A 3,603-nucleotide genomic window follows, 5' to 3' on the forward strand; every position below is an offset into this window, starting at 1 on the left:
GCTGTCTCCTATCAGTACCTTAAAGGGAGGCACTATGAACTTACTCTTTTGAATAAGCTTGAAAGGTATTACACTATTATTAAGGGTTTTATCAAAGGTTAATCCCCTAGTCTTAAACAATAGCATGATTTACTCTTGGAAGGAACCACCATTTTTCCAGTTTTTATACAAAAAAATTTCCGACTAGATTTTCTAGTCGGGAATTTTAGTGAAACACGTATTTAGTATGCGCTCCAGCCTGAATCAGCCGCAATAACTTGTCCATTAACAAAGCTTGAATCATCAGAAGCTAAGAATACGGCTACTTTTGCGATTTCTTCTGGCTTGCCCATACGTGGATTGATTGCCATACCCGTTTGTTGACGAGCTGCACCAAAGTGATTGATATTTGTCATAGTTGAAGAAATATTCGTTTCAACCCCACCAGGTGCAATTGCATTACAACGAATGCCATTTTTCGCATACATGTATCCAGTGTTTTTAGTGAAACCAACAACCGCATGTTTAGAAGCTGTGTAAGCACCGCCTGCTCGAGCTCCGAATAAACCGCCTGCTGAAGCGATATTTACAATCACACCGCTTTCTTTTTCCAAGAAGATTGGCAGAACTTTACGAGTAGAATACATAACACTGCTCGTATTAATGGCAAAAATACGGTCCCAATTTTTTGTTTCGATATCAGCTGCTGGTTCCATATTATCCATGATCCCAGCATTATTTACTAAAATATCAACCGTACCGTATGTACTAACAGTTGTATCGATTAGCTCGTTTATTTCTTCTTCTGATGCTACGTTTGTTTTAATCGCAAACGCCGTTCCCCCAGCAGCCTTAATTTCTTCTACAGTTGCTTCAGCGCCTTCTAAATTTAAATCAGATACAACCACTTTAGCTCCCTCAATCGCATAATGCGTTGCGATTTGTTTCCCCATTCCTGAAGCTGCCCCAGTTACGATTGCTACTTTATCTTGTAATTTCATGTTAATTCCTCCATTTTCATCCACTTATTTTAATGAACAAGTGTTTAATTAGTACTATAATTATAGTATAATCATTTCTTAAATGTTTCAATCAGCAAATATAAGACCAAATGTTCATTACTATACATATTCTTCTAAATTGTTCAATTACCTTTATTTTATAGCTAGGAGCGAGTATGCATGTGTAAAAATTCGTTAACAGACCGAAGAATCAAGAAATCTAAGAAAGCCATTAAAGATTCATTCCTTCTATTGATGAAAGAAAAAGATGTTAGAGAAATAACGATAACCGAAATTGTCAAAGCTGCAGACCTTAATCGAGGAACCTTTTATAATAATTTTCATTACAAAGAGGATATATTAGATGAAATCATGGATGATGTGATGCATGATTTTATCATCTCCTACCGTGAGCCCTATCAGCATAAGGAAACCTTTAATATTAAAGACCTGACATCTTCAACCATTAAAATTTTTGAGCATGTGGCTTCCCATAAAAACTTCTATACACTGATTGTTAAATCAACCGTATGGTCTACCTTTCAAATGAGAATCTGTCATGAACTGAAAAGACTTCCTCTTCAGGATTTGATGGACTCGAAACAAAACACCACGATTAATATTGAACTCTTCTCAAACTACCAAGCCCATGCCATCTTAGGGATGATTATTGAATGGATTCATGATGAGTTTAACTATAGTCCCGAGTATATGGCTGAACAGTTGGTTCTAATTCTTAACTATAATCCTATGCAAACCATTGTGATTAAACAACCTGACTATCCGGACATACGTTAAGGCCATCCTCTAGGATGGCCTCATCTTTATTAATTAATCTCGATATAGTAATTTTTCTCCAGCGATGCCAGGATGGGTCATTTCATATGGATCAAGAATAAGATTTAATTCTTCCTCTGTTAATACATCATGCAAGAGGCAAAGTTCTCGAACAGACTTTCCTGTCGCTGTCGCTTCTCTCGCAATTCTTGAGACGATTTCATACCCCAAATGTGGATTGACTGCGGTAATAATCCCGATACTATTTTCAACATTCATCTTAAGTCTTGCTTCATTGGCTGTAATACCTATCAAGCAGTGATCCGTAAACGCCCGGAAGCCATTATTCATAATACTGATAGATTGAATCAGATTAAACACAAGAACCGGCTCCATGACGTTTAACTCTAATTGACCTGCTTCAGAAGCAAGACAAATGGTATGATCGTTTCCAATCACTTGGAAGGCTACTTGATTAATCACTTCAGGCATAACTGGATTCACTTTTCCTGGCATGATGGACGAACCCGGCTGACGAGCTGGAAGATTAATTTCTCCAAAACCTGCTCGAGGTCCTGATGCCATAAGGCGTAAATCATTAGCGATTTTGGACATGTTCATCATACAAACCTTCAATGTCGCAGAAACTTCTGTATAGGCATCCGTATTTTGCGTAGCATCAACGAGATGTTCTGCATTTTTCAACGGAAAACCGGTAAGGTCCGCTAAATGCTTGACGACACTTAGTATGTATTTAGGCTGTGCATTTAAGCCAGTGCCGACTGCCGTTGCACCCATATTGACTTCGTATAAATGCTCTCTGCTGTTTTCGATACGTTTAATATCACGGGCAAGGACGCGGCTGTATGCTTCGAACTCTTGGCCGAGTCGAATAGGTACGGCATCTTGAAGATGCGTTCTGCCCATTTTAATAACATGATCAAACTCCTGCCCTTTGTTTACAAACACCGTATGCATCTTTCTCATCGTAACTAATAGTTTTTCTAATAAAGAAAGCGTTGCAATATGTATCGCTGTTGGAAAGGCATCATTCGTGGATTGAGCCATATTGACATGATTATTCGGACTTAAACTGAAATAATCTCCACGTTGCTTTCCAAGAAGCTCTAAGCCACGATTTGCTATCACTTCATTCATATTCATATTGATAGATGTCCCTGCGCCGCCTTGAATCGGATCGACAATAAACTGCTCGTGCATCTTACCCTCAATAATCTCATCAGCAGCCTGGACAATCACATTGCCTAACCCTTCATATAACCTGCCAATTTCCATGTTCGATATAGCAGCTGCCTTCTTAACAATGGCCATTGCTTTAATTAATTCTTCATGGATATGGTACCCGGTGATTGGAAAATTCTCAACGGCTCGTAAGGTTTGAATTCCATAATAGGCGGTAACATCTACCTCTTTAGAACCCAAGAAATCTTTTTCTACACGAAATGAAACTGGTGTCATAAAAGCGCCTCCATTTATTAAACTCTGTATTATCATTTCATATAGGTACCAATAGGTAAAGGAAATTATTTTCCACAAAAAACATTATATTACTTGACTTAGGACGCCACATCAGATCCAGTTTGCAAACCAAGCTACATAATCAGCAGCCGGCAGAAATAACACCTGTGCAGCCAGTGTCCCAACGAATTTTGACGTGATCATCGTTAAGGAATAGCTTTTTAAATAGATGTATTTGTTTGGTTCTCTCATTAGACGATCGGCCAGCCAGGATGCTTTCGAATCGGACGGGAATAACACATCGCCAGACGGGATTATTAGGTTTTTCAGGAAAAATCATGTGGATATACCCCCACCCGATTGTGTA

Annotated in this window: 4 protein-coding genes; 1 reads left to right on the plus strand and 3 read right to left on the minus strand. The window is 38.6% G+C overall.

From position 1 onward, the window contains the following. Window positions 1-221: 221 nt before the first annotated feature. Window positions 222-980: an SDR family oxidoreductase gene (locus AC52RT_RS05545; RefSeq protein ID WP_495539832.1), complete on the minus strand. Its 759-nt coding sequence runs from the start codon at window positions 978-980 to the stop codon at window positions 222-224. A 180-nt stretch (window positions 981-1,160) separates the two neighbouring features. Here AC52RT_RS05545 and AC52RT_RS05550 point away from each other — a divergent pair, with 180 nt between their 5' ends. After that, entirely contained in the window at window positions 1,161-1,778 is a 618-nt protein-coding gene (locus tag AC52RT_RS05550) for a TetR/AcrR family transcriptional regulator (protein ID WP_495539833.1), read from the plus strand. 33 nt (window positions 1,779-1,811) lie between these two features. Here the strand turns inward: AC52RT_RS05550 and aspA are convergent, their stop codons facing one another. Continuing rightward, window positions 1,812-3,236, minus strand: coding sequence for an aspartate ammonia-lyase (gene aspA / locus AC52RT_RS05555; RefSeq protein ID WP_495539834.1), 1,425 nt, complete (start codon window positions 3,234-3,236; stop codon window positions 1,812-1,814). Window positions 3,237-3,347: 111 nt separating this feature from the next. Then, entirely contained in the window at window positions 3,348-3,536 is a 189-nt protein-coding gene (locus AC52RT_RS05560; RefSeq protein WP_495539835.1) for a lipid II flippase family protein, read from the minus strand. Between the last annotated feature and the right edge of the window lie 67 nt (window positions 3,537-3,603).

It is taken from the genome of Peribacillus sp. (genome assembly GCF_059453735.1).